Below are 15,100 nucleotides of genomic sequence, written 5' to 3'. Positions count from 1 at the left end.
CCGCGGGCACGGCCCCGGTCCGTTTCGGGAGCTGTTCGCCGCGTGGGCACGGGAGACCGGGTATCCCGGCCCTCCGGTATCCCGGTATCCGGGTATCCCGGCGGCCCGGTCTTCCAGGGGCCCGGCGGCCCGGTGGTCTGCTGGTCTCCGCGGTCTGGGGGCGGTCGACGCGGGTCCGGTGGCCTCGGCACCCGGCATCGGCATCAGGGGAAGTCCAGGGCCGGAGCGGCTCGGCCCGGCCGTCGGGACGGCTACGGTGGAGGCGTGCGGGCTTTCTCGCCGCACACCGTCCGCCGCCCTTGGGAGACGCTCGTGGAGACTGTCGGCCTCGTCGTCCTGGTCATCTTCCTGCTGCTGGTGACGGTGGCCGTGGTGGGGACCGTCAAAGGCGCGCGGGCGCTCAAGCGCGGCGTCGAGCGGCGCACCGACCAGGCCCGGCGGGCCGTCGAGGAGCAGAAACTGCGCGCCCGCCGGTTCGCCGCACCCGGTCCCGCGGGCGAGCTGGCCTCGCTCCGGCTGAGCCTGCGCACCTCGATCGACAGCACCTTCGAAGCACTGGACGGCGCCGGCCTGCCCGAGGCCGCCGCCCTGCTCGACCGGCTCAACGGGCACGCCCGCGACCTCGACGCCGAGCTGAGGATGCTGGAGCGCGAACCCGACCGCTCCCGCGTCACCTCCCAGCTGCCGTCGCTGGCCGACCGGGCCCGCCGGATCACCCACTCCGCCGACTCCCTGCGCTGGGCGGCCCAGGACCGGGCCCGCCACGCCGCCTCCGACGACCTCGCCGACCTGACCCGCGAGATCGACATGGAAGCAACGGCGCTGCGGCACTGGGAGCCCGGATACGGCGACGCCCCGCTCGGCGGCTCCCCGCTCGCCGCACCGGTGCTCGGCGCGGCCGACCGGGACCCGGACCCGCTGCGGGGCCGGCCGGGCACCGCGGCCCGCGAAGGTCTGCGGAGGAACCGCAGGCCGGGCGCCTGACCCCGCGGCTCCCCGACCTCGCTGTCCTGCCCCGCCCTGTCCTGCCCTCGCCGCTCTTGCCGCGCCCCGACCTCGGGGACCTTGCCCACCTCGCCGACCTCGCCGACCTCGCCGAGGGAGCGGACGGCGTGGCGCGGCCGGGCCCTCCGGACCATGGACGCAGGCCGGGCCGGCGGTTCGCGTCGGGGTGTCGGGGGCGCCCGTAACGGCGTCTGCCCGCCCGGCGTCCCCGCTCCTGGCGGCCTTGCGAGCCCGTGCGGAGTCGGCACGGCGCGCCCGGGTAGTCTCCGAGCATGCCGCCGCACGTCGCCATCCTCACGGACTCCACGGCCTACCTGGGCCACGAGGCCATCGCGCGGCACCACGTGCGAGTGGTTCCGCTCACCGTGGTGATCGGTGACGAGGCGTTCGAGGAGGGCACCGAGATCTCCGCGCCGGCCGTCGCCCGAGCCCTCCAGAAACGCCACCCGGTCACCACCTCCCGGCCCAGCCCCGCCGAGTTCACCGCCGCCTACGAGGCCGCTGCGGCCGCCGGGGCGGACGCCGTCGTCTCCCTCCACCTGTCGGCCGACATCTCCGGTACGTACGACGCCGCCACCGTCGCCGCCAAGGAGGCACCGCTGCCGGTGCGGGTGGTGGACACCGGCCTGGTGGCGATGGCGCTGGGGTTCACGGTGCTGGCCGCGGCCGAGACCGCCGAGGCCGGCGGCACGGTGGACGAGATCGTGGCCGCCGCGCAGAAGCGGGCGGCGGACACGTCCGCCATCTTCTACGTCGACACCCTCGACTACCTGCGCAGAGGCGGTCGGATCGGCGCCGCGCAGGCGCTTCTCGGGTCGGCACTGGCGGTCAAGCCGCTGCTGCGGCTCGCGGACGGGCGGATCGAGCTGCTGGAGAAGGTACGCACCAGCTCCAAGGCGGTCTCCCGGCTGGAGGAGATCGTGGTGGAACGGGCGGGTACGCGGCCGGTCGCCCTGGCCGTCCACCACCTCGCCGCGGCCGACCGGGCGACCGCGCTCGCCGACCGGCTGCGCACCAGGCTTCCGGCCCTGGAACACCTCGTGGTGAGCGAGGTGGGCGCGGTGATCGGCGCGCACGCGGGCCCGGGGCTGCTGGGCGTCGTCGTCGCGCCTCTCTGAGCGGCCCTCCGCGGGGGCTTCCAGCGGGATACGGGGTGTACGGGTACGGGGCGGTTCCGGGTGGACTGAGGCGGGACCGCGGGGGGCGGCGTCACCCACACGAGTGGCGGACTTATCCACAAGCAGTGGGTTGTCCACAGATCCGGTCGGCGCCCGTTCCGGGGCTTCGGCGCGGGCCAGGATCGAGCCATGGAACGCATGAACGGTTCAACCTCGTCGACCCTGTCGCCCTCGTGCAACACCTTCGATTTCGGCTCCTCCGGCCTCTTCGACTCTCGCGCGTTCGGCTCCTGCGAGCCCTTTCCCCCTCGTGAGCCCGCCGATTCCTCGCTCCCGCCGGGCCCCGGCGGGTCTGTGCGGCAAGGCCCCGAGCCGCAGCCGCCCTATCCAGGTCCTGGCCGGTCGACCGGCCGACTGCCGGTGGCTGGACCGTCACCGGGCGCCATCCTCTTCGGCAGCGCCGGGGCGGCGGACGCCGACGTGGTCGGGCGGGCGCAGGGCGCTCCCGGGTCGGTCGTGCAGGGTGTTCCCGGGCCGGTCGTGCCGGTCGTGCCGGTCGTGCCGGCCGAGCGCGTCGGCGGCGAGAGCGCGGAAGCGCAGCCGTCGCCCGCGCGCCCGCGCTCCACCGGCCGGGCGGAGGCTGGGGAGGCGGCGAGCGGAGCCGATTCCGCCCGGCCGCCGGGCCGGGCCGCGCTCTCTTCCTGGGCCAAGCCCGAGGCGGAGCAGGGAGTTGTGCGCGGGGGTGCGCGCAGCCGGGCCGTGGCGCTCTTCGGTCCGCCCGCCGACCCTCTCGCCCCGACGCCCGAACCCTCCGTGCCTTCCGCTCCTTCCGTACGTTCCGAGCGCCTTGCCGCCGCCCCCGCGTGGGCGGCGGTCTCGACGGGCCCGGGCGCGGCTCGGACTCCACCGCTCGCGGAGGGCGGGGCAGACGGTGACGTGGTGCCCGAACCGGTCGAGGGCCCGCCGTACTTCGGCGACGGGCGGCTCAGCCGCGCCCGCACGTGGCTCTACCTCCGCTGCGGGCTCGAAGCGCGGACCGTGCTCGCCCTGGCCGTCGTACTGGCCGTGGCCGGCGGCCTCGCCCTGCACCACTTCTGGACGGGGCGCCCCCGCACGGTCCGCGTCGCTCCCGCGAGCGCGTCCGCACTGCTCCCGAGGGCCGGGTTCGCCACCTCCTCCGCCACGTTCCCGTCCGCCGCCCCCGCCCCCTTCCTGTCGGTGGGCCCGTCGGTGAGCCCGTCGGCGGTCACCGTCGACGTCGCCGGGAAGGTGGCCAGGCCGGGCCTGCGCCGCCTGCCCAGGGGTGCCCGGGTCGCGGACGCCCTCACCGCGGCCGGCGGCCCACTGCCCGGCACGGACACCACGGCTCTCAACCTCGCCCGCCCACTCGCCGACGGGGAGCAGATCCTCGTGGGGATCGCCCCGCCACCACAGGCACCCGGCGCCGAGGCGCCGTCCGGTGAGGCGGCCGGCCCCGTCCACCTCAACACCGCGACCGAACCCCAGCTCGACGCCCTGCCCGGTGTCGGCCCGGTGCTGGCCCAGCACATCCTGGCCTTCCGTGCCGCACATGGCTCCTTCTCCTCGGCTCAGCAGCTCAGGGAGATCCCGGGCATCGGGCCTCGCAAGTTCGCCATGCTCCAGCCGTTGGTCCAGCCGTGACCAGCCGCGGCATCCTCCGCGGCCTCCGCCGTGAGGTCCTCCGCCGAGGCGGGGGAGGGCGACCCCCGGCGTCCGGCCGCCCCGCAGGTCGCCCCGCACGTGGCGGGGGCCGGCCAGCCGCCCCGCCGCGGCCTGCGCCGTACCGCCCGCCGGGCGCTCCTGGCGGTGCCGACCGTGCCGACCGTGCTGTCCGCCCGCTGTCCGCAGGGGAGTCGCCGGAAGAGCGCAGTGGGACCGCCGTTCCGGCGGTGGCCGAACCGATCAGCCCTGTGGAGGGCGGGCGCGCCATGGCCGAGCCGTCGGCCGGCGGTCGCGCGTCCGGTGCCCCCGTGCCGCCCGCGCGGGGGCCGAGGCTCGGGCCGGGCGGAGCACGTCGTGCGTCCCTCGCGGCGGGACAGACGGTGGTTCGGCGTCCAAGGGGCGGTGCCCGGAGGCTCGGTGCCCTCGGCGCCGAAAGGTGCGCGACGGCGCTGACCCCTCCCGCGTGGGGCGGGGCGCGCCCTCTCGGGCCGGAGGAGGCCGGTGAGCGGGGCGGACATGTGCCGGGCGGCGGCACGCGGCGGGAAAGGGGCAGCGTACGCGCTGAGGCTTCCGCACCGGCCGAGGGAGCGGAGGACGGCCGGTCCCCGGTGCACGCGGCGGCGTCCTCACCCCTGGGAGCGTCCAACCCGAGGCGCGAGGGTCCGCCCGACCTGCGGCTGGTGGCACCCGCGCTGGCGGCCTGGGCGGGCGCGGCGCTCACCGCGCAGGTGGGGACGGCCGCGGCGGTGGCCGTCCTGGCGGCGGTGGCCGCGACGTCGGCCGTCCTCGCGGGGCGGCGGCCCGGCCTCTCACTGGCCGTTGGCGCGGCGCTGCTGTGCGGGGTCACCGGAGCGGGGTCGGCGGCGCTGGCCGCCGCCGACCTGACGCGGGGCCCGGTACCGGAGCTGGCCCGGCACCGGTCGACGGCGCAGGTGGTGCTGCGGGTGACCGGAGACCCGTCCCGAGCCGGAGGGGGGCCGACGGCGCGGCCGTTGGCGGTCGTCCCGGCGGTCGTGGAGCGGGTGGGGCCGGTGCGGGTGCGCTCCCAGGTCGTGGTGATGGCGTCCGACCGGCTGGACGCGTGGCTGCGGCTGGTCCCGTCGTCCAGGCTGCGCGCGGCCGCCCGGTTCGCGCCGGACGACCGGGGGCAGACGGCCGCCCTGGTGCGGATCAGCGGGGCGCCGTCGGTCGTGGCCGGCCCGAACAGCGCGCAGCGGGTGGCCGCAGGGCTGCGCGCCGGGCTGCGGAAGGCCGCCGCCCCGCTGCCTGCGGATGCCAGGGCGCTGCTGCCGGGCCTGGTGGTCGGTGACACCTCGGCTGTGCCGGAGGATCTGGCGGACGCCTTCCGGGCGACCGACCTGGCCCACCTGACCGCCGTGTCCGGCGGGAACCTCACCGTCCTGCTGGTGCTGCTGATCGGGCCACCCGGCCTGGCAGCCCGCCCCGAACGCAAGGGGCTCGCCGCCCGACTGGGCCTGCCGCTGCGCTGGACCGCGGTCGCCGGGGCGGCGCTGACCCTCGGCTTCGTGCTGGTGTGCCGTCCGGACCCGAGCGTGCTGCGGGCGGCGGCGTGCGGGCTGGTCACGCTGCTCGCCGTGGGCACCGGGCGCCGCCGCTCGCTGCTGCCGGCGCTGGCCGCGGCGGTGCTGCTGCTGGTGCTGTACCAGCCGGGGCTGGCCACCTCGCCGGGCTTCGTACTGTCCGTGCTGGCCACCGGCTCACTGCTGGTGCTGGCCCCGCCATGGGCGGAGGCGCTGCGACGGCGCGGAGTGCCGCCGCGGCTTGCGGAGGGGGTGGCGGTGGCGGCTGCCGCGCAGGCTGCCTGCGGTCCGCTGATCGTGCTGCTGTCCGCCCGGGTCAGCCTGGTCGGAGTCCCGTGCAACCTGCTGGCCGAGCCGGCCGTGGGCCCGGCCACGGTACTCGGGTTCGGCGCCACGCTGGCGGCGCCCGTGGCACCCCCGGCCGCCGCCGCGCTGGCCTGGGTCGCGGGCTGGCCGGCGTGGTGGGTCGCGGCGGTCGCCCGCCGGGGTGCCGCGCTGCCGGGCGCGGACGTGGGCTGGCCGGGCGGTTGGCCGGGAGCCGCGCTGCTGGCCCTGGTCACGCTCGCGGCGGTGTGCTGCGGCCGGTGGCTGCTGCACCGGCCCTGGGTGTGCGCGGCGCTGGCCCTGGCGCTGCTCCTGGCCCTGCTCCGCCCGCTGCCCGTGCCCAGGATGACGGCGTCCTGGCCACCTGGGGACTGGCGGTTCGCGATGTGCGACGTCGGACAGGGGGACGCGCTGGCGCTGTCGACGGGACCGGGCGCCGCCGTGCTGGTGGACACCGGGCCCGACCCGGCGCCCGTCGACCGGTGCCTGCGGGCGCTGCGGGTGAGGACGGTGCCGGTGCTGGTGCTCACCCACTTCGACGCCGACCATGTGGACGGCCTGCCGGGCGTCCTGCGGGGGCGGCGGGTCGGGGAGATCGAGACGACCCTGCTGGACGAGCCGGCGCGGGGCGTGGCCAGAGTGCGTGGGCAGGCCGCCGCATCGGGGGTGCCGGTGCGCAGGGTGGTGCCGGGGGAGGAGCAGCGGGCGGGTCCGCTGTCCTGGCAGGTGCTCTGGCCGCCGCCCGAGGGGTTGCCGGACGCGGAGTCGAACGACGCGAGCATCGTGCTGCTGGTCCGCGACGGCGGGCTGAGGCTGCTGCTCCTGGGAGACGCCGAACCCCCGGTCCAGGAGGAGCTGCTGGCCCGGAACCCCGACCTGCCCCCGGTCGACGTGCTGAAGGTGGCGCACCACGGCTCGGCCTACCAGAGCGCGGCGCTCCTCGCCCGGGTCCGACCCCGGCTGGCTCTGATCAGCGTCGGCGCCGGCAACCCCTACGGCCATCCGGCCGCCCGGACGGTGCGGGCGCTGAGAGGGTTCGGGGCCACCGTCCTGCGCACCGACGAGGACGGCCCGATCGCCGTCACCGGCGACTCGTCCGCCGACCTGAGCACCACCTTCGTGCCGAAGGGCACCGCCCACCCGGACGGCCCGCTGGCCGGCCCCGGGTGAGCCGGGAGCACCTTGGGGCTGCTATCCGTCGGCCCATCCGGTCGGCGGTCCTGGAACCACGGCCCTGCCCTGCCCTGCCCTGCCCTGCCCAGGCCAGGCCAGGCCAGGCCAGGCCAGAGCAGAGCAGAGCAGAGCAGAGCAGCCCTAGCCAGAGCAGCCCTGCCCCGGCCTGGCTTCGGTCCCAGGCTCGGCCCGGGGCGCCCCGAGAGGAGGTCTAAAGAAACCTTTACAAAGTAGCCTTTCTAAAAATATCTTTACACGCATGTCCGAGAAACCAGCTCCCCGCAAGGTCCGGCTCACCGATCCCAAGGCCCTGCGCGCCTACGCCCACCCCACGCGGATGGCCCTGGCAGGGCTGCTGCGGCGCGAGGGCCCGCTCACCGCCACCCAGGCGGCCGGGCTCACCGGCGAGTCCGTGGCCAGCTGCTCGTACCACCTGCGTGTGCTGGCGAAGTACGGGCTGGTCGAGGAGGCCGATCCGGACGGGCCCGGCCGGGAGAAGCCGTGGCGTGCCACCGCCGAGTACACGGACTGGCCGAGCTGGTCGGAGGACCCGGTGACGGCGGAGGCGGCCGAGGCGCTGACCCTCGCGGTCGCCGAGAACTTCCTCCACCGCATGGCACGAGCCGTCGACACGCGCCGGGGACTGTCCCGGGAGTGGCAGGAGGCCGAGCGCTTCACCGACGTCACGCTCTACCTGACCCCGCAGGAGCTGTCGGCCCTGGGGGAGCGGATCGACGCCCTGATCGACGAGTACACCGACCGCGCCGCCGACCCGTCGCTGCGCCCGCCCGGAGCCCGCCGCGTGCCGTACCTCCAGATCGGCTACGTCGCGCCGGAGCCGCCCGCCGGCCGGCCCGCCGAGCAGGTGGGCGAGCAGTCGGGCGAGGGGGCCGACGGCGGGCCGTACGACGCCCGCGGCGCGGGTGAGGCGCAGCGGTGACCGGCGTCGGGCGGCAGCTCGCGGACCGCATACCCCCGCTGCTGCGGGAGACCGCCTTCCGCCGCTACTGGACCGGGCAGGCGGTCTCCTCCCTCGGCGACGAGGTGACCTTCCTGGCGCTGCCGCTCGCCGCCGTGGTGGTGCTGCACGCCGACGCCGCCGAGATGGGCTGGCTGTCCACGGCCGCGCTGCTGCCCGCGCTGCTGCTCTCCATCCCGGCCGGCGCCTGGGCCGACCGGCGCGGCCGCCGCCGGCGCACCATGATCGCCGCAGATCTGTGCCGGGCGGTGCTCATGGCGTCCGTCCCCGTCGCGTACGCCTTCGGAGCGCTCACCCTGGGGCAGTTGTACGCGGTCGCCTTCGCTGTCGGGGCGCTGGCCGTCGTCTTCGACGTGTGCAACGCGGCGCTGTTCGTCTCGCTGGTCGACCCGCCCCGGTACGTGGCCGGCAACTCGCTGACCAACGGCAGCCGGGCCTTCGCCTTCACCGCCGGGCCGAGCCTGGGCGGCCTGCTGGTCCAGGTCCTGGCCGCGCCGCTGGCGCTGCTCGTGGACGCGCTGTCCTACTGGGTGTCGGCCCTGACGCTCTCCCGGATCGCGCCGGCCGAACCGCCCGCCGCCGCACCGCGCGAGGGCCGGCTGTCGGAGGGGCTGCGGTTCGTCGTCCGGTCCAGGCCGCTGCGCGCGATGCTCGCCGCGGCGGCCACGGTCAACTTCTTCAACTTCGTCTTCCACACCCTCGTGATCCTCTACGCCGTCCGGGAGCTGGGGCTCGACGCCGGCACACTCGGCGTGGTCATCGGGGCGGGCGCGGTCGGCGGGGTGCTGGGCGCGGTGCTGACCGGGCGGATCGTGCGCGCGATCGGCATCGGTCCGGCGGTGCTGCTCGGGTACGTGGGCTTCCCCGCCCCGCTGGTGCTGGTGCCGATGGCCGACGGGTCCCACGCGCTGGAGCTGGCGGCGTTCTTCGCGGCGGAGTTCCTGTCCGGGATCGGCCTGATGCTGCTGGACATCGGCAGCGGCTCGCTCCAGGCGGCACTCGTCCCCGACACGCTGCGCTCGCGGGTCAGCGGGGCCTGGCGCACCGTCAACTACGGCATGCGGCCGCTGGGCGCCGTCGTCGCGGGCCTGTGCGGCAGCACACTCGGGCTGCGCCCGACCCTGTGGGCCGCGACGGTCGGCGGGGTGCTCGGCGTGCTGTGGCTGCTGCCCTCGCCGGTGCCGTCGATGCGCGAACTCCCGGAGAAGGCCCGCGATCCGCAGGACCCGTCCGAGCCCGAGCCCGAGCCCGAGCCCGAGCCCGAGCCCGAGCCGGCGTCCAGCCTCGACGGCACCCTCCGTGCCCGGCGGCCGCGGCCGCCGCGCCCCCGACCGAGCCCCGGCGGGCACCCCCGCACAGCCGCCCGGTCGGCACCGCCCGGCCGCCCCACCCGTCCGTAGGACTCCACGCCCTCCGCACCCCCGCACCCACCCGCACACCCGACCGCAAGGGGCACGGAGCGCCTTCGGCGGGCGGGGAGCGGAGAGGCCGAGCGGAGGACCGGGACGCCGGGCAGGGCCGAGGAGTACGCGTGCGCGGCACGTCGGCCACGCAGACGTGCTCCGTGAGGGCGCTCCCGGCCCCTGACGACGTGATCCCGCCGGACCGGCGGCAGCCGCCCCCGGCACGGCTCCGGGCTCGGGCCGAGCCGGGTGCGAAGCAGCACCGGGGTGAGGGGGGGCGGGGCAGCCTGAGCCGGGCGGGCGCGGGGGCTACTCGTCCTGCTCCTCCAGCCAGCCGCCGAAGTCGGCGGCGATCTCGTCCAGTACGGCGGGGTCGAGGTCGCTGTCCTCGTCCTCCACCACCACGAGCCACTGGGCGTCCTCGGCGTCGTCCTCACCGGCGAGGGCGTCGCGTCGTACCTGCGGCTCGTCGGGCAGGTTGAATCGTTCGGCGAGGTGGTCGGCCACCTCTTCCGCGGTGTCGCGGTCGGGCAGCACGAGGACATGGCGTACGTCGGTCACTGGGGAATTGTGCACGAGGCCCGGGAGCTCGCTCCACCGGGTCGTCCCTCACGCTGTCCGACCCCCGTGGGATGCTGTCCCCGATGGCCAGGAAGACCGCAGCAGACGACGACCCGCTCGCCCCGCTCACCCTCGCGGTGGGCCAGGAGGAGCTGCTGCTCGACCGTGCGGTGCGTGAGGTGGTGACCGCCGCGAGGGCCGCCGATCCGGACACCGACGTGCGCGAACTCGCCCCGGAACAGCTTCAGCCCGGCACCCTGGCCGAGCTGGTCAGCCCCTCGCTCTTCGCCGAGCGCAAGGTCATCGTGGTGCGCGCCGCGCAGGACCTCTCCGCCGACTCCGTCAAGGACGTCAGGGCGTATTTCGCCGCGCCCGCCGAGGAGACGGTCCTCGTGCTCCTGCACGCCGGCGGGGCCAAGGGCAAGGCGCTGCTGGACGCGGCCCGCAAGGCCGGCGCCCGCGAGGTGGCCTGCCCGAAGATGACCAAGCCGGCCGACCGGCTGGCCTTCGTCCGCCAGGAGTTCCGCGCGCTGGGCCGGTCCGCCACCCCCGAGGCCGCCCAGGCCCTCGTGGACGCCCTCGGCAGCGACCTGCGGGAGCTGGCCTCCGCCTGCTCCCAGCTGGCGGCGGACGTGGACGGCACCATCGACGTCGAGACGGTCGCCCGCTACTACACCGGGCGGGCGGAGGCCACCGGCTTCGAGGTGGCCGACCTGGCCGTCACCGGCCGGGCCGCCGAGGCGCTGGAACGGCTGCGCTGGGCCGTGTCCGTCGGCCAGCCGCTGCCCGGCATCACCTTCGCGCTCGCCTCCGGGGTGCGCTCCATCGGCCGGCTCGCCTCCGCGCCCCGCAACGCCAACCCCGGCCAGCTCGCCCGGGAGCTGGGCATGCCGCCGTGGAAGATCGACCGGGTCCGGCAGCAGATGCGCGGCTGGTCGGCGGAGGGCGTCTCCGACGCGCTGCGGGCCGTGGCCGAGGCCGACGCGGCGGTCAAGGGCGGTGGCGCCGACCCCGGGTACGCGCTGGAGAAGGCCGTCGTGGCCATCGCCCGTGCGGCCCGCTCCCGTACCTGACCCGGCCGCCAGAGGGCCGGGGGGAGCCCCCGGCCGAGCCCCGTCCGGCCCGTCCCCGCGGCATTCCCTTCGCGCCGCCCCCGGACGACCCTCCACGGGCTACTTCAGCTTCGGCAGTGTCGCCAGCGTCGCCTTCCTCATCCACGCCGACGCCTCGCTGACCGAGGGCGGGACGACGGTTCCGAGCGACAGGGTGCTCCAGTCCAACCGGTAGGTCATCCAGCCGTCCCGCACCGCCAGCGTCATGTCCTCGTTGCTGCTGTTCTGCATGGTCACGACCAGGTACGCCTCGTCGCCGATACCGCTGACGGCGTTGACCTGGTAAGAGGTCCCGACGGCGCCGCGCCGGGCGTAGGAGCGCCAGGTGTCGCCGAACTCCGCCTTCGGGTCGCTCTCGCGGTGCAGTTCCACCTCGACCGTCACCCAGGCGTCGGTGCTCAGGGCGGCGATGTCGCGCATGCCCCGCTGGCAGTACATCGTCTCCACCGACGGGGTCGTGATCGTGTAGTGGAAGGCGTTGTCCTGATCGGGGTACGTGGCCTGGAAGGCCGACAGCTGGGCCGAGGAGCACAGGTCGCTCCTCACGCGGTAGCCGCGCAGGTCGGCCTTGCTGCCGCCGCCCCGCAGCAGCACCCCGCCGGCCCACAGTGCCGAGGCCGCCACCGCGCCGACCGCCACCCACAGCACGGCCCGCCCGGCGCCGCTACGGCTCCCGGGCGCCCCGGCCGACGCCCCCGGCGTGGCCGGCGGCTCCGATCGGCCGTGGTCCTCCGGGTCGTCCCACTGGACGCCCGGGCCCGGGAGCGGCCGCTCGTACGGGCCCGGCGCGAACCGTGGGGGCCGCGGGGGCTCCGGAGGAGGTGGCGGCTGCACCGGCCGCGCGTACGGGTTGTGCTGGGGCGGAACGGGCGTCCCGTAGCCGCCCCCGGAAGGCGGCGCGTCCGGCGCGGGCGCGGGGGCGGCGGGTGCGGGTGCTGTCAAGGGCTCAGGGCCGGTCAAGGACTCGGCGCTCAAGGAGCCGTGACCGGTCGAGGGCCCGGAGGAGGCCCCGGGCCCGCCGGGCTGGGGTATTCCCGGGGAAGGCTGGTACGGCGGAGGCTGCTCCGGCGGCGTGGACATGGCGCGAGGATAGGTCCGCGGAGCACCCACCGGACACGGTCCGCCATGGAACGCATACCAGCTTGTGACCTCGCCGCTACGGCCGACGCTGAGCGGCTCCAGGGACCGGGGCGCCCCGGGAAGCACAGGGAAGCGCCGGAAGGCCCCGGGAAGTGCCGGAAAACGCGACCGCCCGCCCCCGGTGTCCGGGGGCGGGCGGTCGGTTGCGTCGCGGGACCGCGCTGGGTCCTGTCCGCTGAGCTTGTCCTGCCGGGTGGTGGTCACCCGCGTCGGGCGCCGCTGCCACGTGGCGAACGTCCGCGTGCGGCGCGCTGGTGGGGCGGCGATGCCGGTCCGGGCGGTAGAGGGGCCGCTGGTTCCGGTTGTCGGCGGTGCCGCTTCCGTGGCGCGGGTCACACCTCCGTACGGCTCCCGTGGGGGCCGTACGGCAGCGGGATCAGGCCTGGAGGGCGGCGACCGAGGAGGCGAGCGCCGACTTCTTGTTGGCGGCCTGGTTCTTGTGGATGACGCCCTTGCTCACGGCCTTGTCGAGCTTCTTGGCGGCGACGCGGGCGGCGGCGGTGGCCTTCTCGACGTCACCGGCGGCCACGGCCTCGCGGGTGCGACGCACCGCGGTCTTCAGCTCGGACTTGACGGCCTTGTTGCGCTGGCGCGCCTTCTCGTTCGTCTTGATGCGCTTGATCTGGGACTTGATGTTCGCCACGAAAGAGCCTTCTCAGCTTCGGTCGGATGTTCGATCTCGTGCCGCGACCCGACCGGTACCGGGTGACCGGTGTCCTGCCGGGGCGCCATGCCCCGGGAAGTGGTCACGAGGCACAGCGCCCCACGTTACCAGCCGCCCGCGCGCGCTCCCAAACCGGTGCCGGGCCCCGTCCGTGGGACTATGGGGGCGAGCCCGCGCGCGGGCCGCAGCCCGCACCGTCAGCCAGCCACCAGCCCGCCGCCACCGCAAACCGTCCCGGAGACGCGTCGCCGAACGGACGCGGCCACCGCCCCAGCCGTACGCGGGGGCGCACCGCAACCGTACGACCGCCGCTCACCGGCCGCCCGAGAAGCCCGACCGCGACCGCCCGAGAAACCGACGCCCGAGAAGTCGACCTCACCAGAAGCCGACCGCCCGAGAAACCCCGATCGAGAAACTGGACCCTGCGTGCCCGCCACCTCCTCTGCCGCTAGCTCCCCCGCGCCCGACCGGGTCCCGGAGCCCAGCCGGACCGATCCGGCGCTGATCCGCAACTTCTGCATCATCGCCCACATCGACCACGGCAAGTCGACGCTGGCCGACCGGATGCTCCAGATCACCGGCGTCGTCGACCCGCGGCAGATGCGCGCCCAGTACCTCGACCGGATGGACATCGAGCGCGAGCGCGGCATCACCATCAAGTCGCAGGCCGTGCGCCTGCCCTGGGCGCCCAACAGCGGTGAGCAGCAGGGGCGCACCCACATCCTCAACATGATCGACACCCCGGGCCACGTGGACTTCACCTACGAGGTCTCCCGCTCGCTGGCCGCCTGCGAGGGCACGATCCTGCTGGTGGACGCGGCCCAGGGCATCGAGGCGCAGACCCTGGCCAACCTGTACCTGGCGATGGAGAACGACCTCGCCATCGTCCCGGTGCTCAACAAGATCGACCTGCCCGCGGCCCAGCCGGAGAAGTTCTCCGAGGAGCTGGCGAACCTCATCGGCTGCGACCCCTCCGACGTGCTGCGGGTCTCGGCGAAGACCGGCCTCGGCGTCGAGGAGCTGCTGGACCGGGTGGTGCGGGAGGTGCCGGCCCCGGTCGGTGTCGCCGACGCGCCCGCCCGCGCGATGATCTTCGACTCCGTCTACGACTCCTACCGCGGCGTGGTCACCTACGTCCGGGTCGTCGACGGCCAGCTCAACAAGCGCGAGCGCATCCGGATGATGTCCACCGGCGCGACCCACGAGCTGCTGGAGATCGGCGTCAGCTCCCCGGAGATGCTGCCGGCCGACGGCCTGGGCGTCGGCGAGGTCGGCTACCTGATCACGGGTGTGAAGGACGTCCGCCAGTCCAAGGTCGGTGACACCGTCACCAGCCAGAGCAGCGGTGCCACCGAGGCGCTGGGCGGCTACAAGGACCCCAAGCCGATGGTCTTCTCCGGCCTGTACCCGCTGGACGGCTCGGACTACCCGGAGCTGCGCGAGGCGCTGGACAAGCTCCAGCTCAACGACGCCGCGCTGGTCTACGAGCCGGAGACCTCCGCCGCGCTCGGCTTCGGCTTCCGCGTCGGCTTCCTCGGCCTGCTCCACCTCGACGTGATCCGGGAGCGGCTGGAGCGCGAGTTCGGCCTCGACCTGATCGCCACCGCGCCCAACGTGGTCTACCGCGTGGTGATGGAGGACGGCACCGAGCACGTGGTGACCAACCCCAGCGAGTTCCCCGAGGGCAAGCTCGCCGAGGTGTTCGAGCCGGTGGTGCGCGCCACCGTGCTGGCCCCGACGGAGTTCATCGGCGCGATCATGGAGCTGTGCCAGAACCGGCGCGGCTCGCTGCTCGGCATGGACTACCTCTCCGAGGACCGGGTGGAGATCCGCTACACCCTGCCGCTGGCCGAGATCGTCTTCGACTTCTTCGACCAGCTGAAGTCCAAGACCCGCGGCTACGCCTCGCTGGACTACGAGCCCACCGGCGAGCAGAGCGCCGCCCTGGTCAAGGTCGACATCCTGCTGCACGGCGACAAGGTCGACGCGTTCTCCGCCATCACCCACAAGGACAAGGCGTACGCCTACGGGGTGCGGCTGGTGGCGAAGCTGCGCGAGCTGATCCCGCGGCAGAACTTCGAGGTGCCCATCCAGGCCGCCATCGGCGCGCGGGTGATCGCCCGTGAGACGGTCCGCGCGATCCGCAAGGACGTGCTGGCCAAGTGCTACGGCGGCGACATCTCCCGCAAGCGCAAGCTGCTGGAGAAGCAGAAGGAGGGCAAGAAGCGGATGAAGATGGTCGGCAACGTCGAGGTGCCGCAGGAGGCGTTCATCGCGGTGCTGTCCACCGACTCCGACGGGGACTCCAAGGCCAAGAAGTAGCAGCAGCAAGAGCGGTCGCGAGGGGCCGGTCCGGGAGTTCCCGGGCCGGCCCCTCGTCGTATGCCGGGGGGATGC

Annotated in this window: 11 protein-coding genes; 8 read left to right on the top strand and 3 right to left on the bottom strand. The window is 75.3% G+C overall.

Annotation, left to right across the window (positions count from 1 at the left end):
* Positions 1–264 precede the first annotated feature (264 nt).
* From BS72_RS05185 to BS72_RS05160, 6 genes are all read left to right on the top strand, one after another.
* A complete protein-coding gene (locus BS72_RS05185) occupies positions 265–984 on the top strand; it encodes a hypothetical protein (RefSeq protein ID WP_232792216.1) in 720 nt (239 codons plus the stop codon).
* Positions 985–1,277: 293 nt separating this feature from the next.
* Positions 1,278–2,123: a DegV family protein gene (locus BS72_RS05180; RefSeq protein WP_037906759.1), complete on the top strand. Its 846-nt coding sequence runs from the start codon at positions 1,278–1,280 to the stop codon at positions 2,121–2,123.
* A gap of 939 nt (positions 2,124–3,062) precedes the next feature.
* The gene (locus BS72_RS37750) at positions 3,063–3,785 is read left to right on the top strand and encodes a ComEA family DNA-binding protein (RefSeq protein WP_232792215.1); all 723 of its coding nucleotides are present in this window, start codon (positions 3,063–3,065) and stop codon (positions 3,783–3,785) included.
* A 713-nt stretch (positions 3,786–4,498) separates the two neighbouring features.
* The gene (locus BS72_RS05170) at positions 4,499–6,841 is read left to right on the top strand and encodes a ComEC/Rec2 family competence protein (RefSeq protein WP_407638941.1); all 2,343 of its coding nucleotides are present in this window, start codon (positions 4,499–4,501) and stop codon (positions 6,839–6,841) included.
* Between the two features lie 262 nt (positions 6,842–7,103).
* Positions 7,104–7,784, top strand: coding sequence for a winged helix-turn-helix domain-containing protein (locus BS72_RS05165; RefSeq protein WP_063835963.1), 681 nt, complete (start codon positions 7,104–7,106; stop codon positions 7,782–7,784).
* A complete protein-coding gene (locus BS72_RS05160; protein ID WP_063835962.1) occupies positions 7,781–9,223 on the top strand; it encodes an MFS transporter in 1,443 nt (480 codons plus the stop codon). Before BS72_RS05165 ends, BS72_RS05160 begins: the two co-directional genes overlap by 4 nt.
* A 312-nt stretch (positions 9,224–9,535) precedes the next feature.
* Here the strand turns inward: BS72_RS05160 and BS72_RS05155 are convergent, their stop codons facing one another.
* A complete protein-coding gene (locus tag BS72_RS05155; protein ID WP_037906756.1) occupies positions 9,536–9,787 on the bottom strand; it encodes a hypothetical protein in 252 nt (83 codons plus the stop codon).
* 83 nt (positions 9,788–9,870) lie between these two features.
* Here BS72_RS05155 and holA point away from each other — a divergent pair, with 83 nt between their 5' ends.
* A complete protein-coding gene (gene holA / locus BS72_RS05150; protein ID WP_037907726.1) occupies positions 9,871–10,860 on the top strand; it encodes a DNA polymerase III subunit delta in 990 nt (329 codons plus the stop codon).
* Positions 10,861–10,959: 99 nt separating this feature from the next.
* Here holA and BS72_RS05145 read toward each other — a convergent pair whose 3' ends face one another.
* Together BS72_RS05145 and rpsT are read right to left on the bottom strand one after the other, a co-directional pair.
* Entirely contained in the window at positions 10,960–11,538 is a 579-nt protein-coding gene (locus tag BS72_RS05145) for a hypothetical protein (protein ID WP_157856151.1), read from the bottom strand.
* A gap of 877 nt (positions 11,539–12,415) precedes the next feature.
* On the bottom strand, positions 12,416–12,682 hold the full coding sequence (gene rpsT, locus BS72_RS05140) for a 30S ribosomal protein S20 (protein WP_037906750.1): 267 nt from the start codon (positions 12,680–12,682) through the stop codon (positions 12,416–12,418).
* 447 nt (positions 12,683–13,129) lie between these two features.
* On the opposite strand from rpsT, the gene lepA reads away from it, so the two are divergent.
* Positions 13,130–15,025 carry a translation elongation factor 4 gene (gene lepA / locus BS72_RS05135; protein WP_051950685.1) on the top strand — a complete coding sequence of 632 codons (1,896 nt, stop codon included), beginning with the start codon at positions 13,130–13,132 and terminating at the stop codon, positions 15,023–15,025.
* Positions 15,026–15,100: the final 75 nt, after the last annotated feature.

The sequence above is a fragment of the Actinacidiphila yeochonensis CN732 genome (assembly GCF_000745345.1).
GTDB classification, from domain to species: domain Bacteria; phylum Actinomycetota; class Actinomycetes; order Streptomycetales; family Streptomycetaceae; genus Actinacidiphila; species Actinacidiphila yeochonensis.
The sequence above is the reverse complement of the archived record's forward strand: the minus strand, read 5'-3'. Positions and strand labels throughout refer to the sequence as shown.

What these genes read in the sequence shown, in the direction of transcription:
- BS72_RS05180 (WP_037906759.1), top strand. Translation starts at nt 1,278, where the DNA reads ATGCCGCCGCACGTCGCCATCCTCACGGACTCCACGGCCTACCTGGGC.
- BS72_RS05165 (WP_063835963.1), top strand. Translation starts at nt 7,104, where the DNA reads ATGTCCGAGAAACCAGCTCCCCGCAAGGTCCGGCTCACCGATCCCAAG.
- holA (WP_037907726.1), top strand. Translation starts at nt 9,871, where the DNA reads ATGGCCAGGAAGACCGCAGCAGACGACGACCCGCTCGCCCCGCTCACC.